The organism is Kitasatospora nipponensis, from assembly GCF_039528135.1.
GTDB lineage: Bacteria > Actinomycetota > Actinomycetes > Streptomycetales > Streptomycetaceae > Kitasatospora > Kitasatospora nipponensis.
This window is the reverse complement of the sequence record NZ_BAAALF010001033.1, coordinates 1-553: the sequence shown is the minus strand read 5'-3', so window position 1 is coordinate 553 and position 553 is coordinate 1. Positions and strand designations below refer to the sequence as shown.

General features: G+C 68.9%; 1 protein-coding gene. It reads right to left on the bottom strand.

Annotated features, from left to right (window positions below):
• Window positions 1-366 precede the first annotated feature (366 nt).
• Window positions 367-553 (bottom strand): hypothetical protein (locus tag ABD323_RS44720; protein ID WP_344447693.1); only part of this gene is annotated, 187 nt, incomplete at its 5' end.

Here is a 553-nt window from a genome sequence, read left to right as displayed (position 1 = left end):
ACTCGTCAGCCGGACTCGAAAGCACCCGAACGACCCAGCCGCCCAGGACGACGTCAATGTCCGAGCAGCCACAGGGCAAGCGCTTCGGCGAGCACCGGTACGCCGCCGGAACCGGGTGTCCACGAAACGGCAGCGAACTTGCCCGCCGCGTCGCAGCAACACCGCTGTACCGACCGGCGACGCGCCCGTTTCCATCGCCCCTCAGCCTCCCGTCGTCGACTGGCCCGCGGCGAGGCTCAGGGCAGTGGGACTGCGTGCAGGGGTTGCGTGCGATCGGGGCCGGGTCCGCCAGCGAGCGGCTCCGCAACGCCGCCGGGGTTGATATGGACCAGGATTGCGTTCATGGCCCCCTCCTGCTCTTGCTGGTCATACTGGACCGTCCTGCGCGGGCAGGCTTTCACCTGAGTCTTCGGGCCCCGTGCCCTTGATCGAGGCTGACGCGCCGACGGGATCCGTCCACTGGCTGCCCGCCAACTCCGCACCGTTGGATCTCGGCCGGATCCTGCTCAGCTGGGAGCCCGTTTCCCACAGCGGAATGGATGTCACCGCCCAC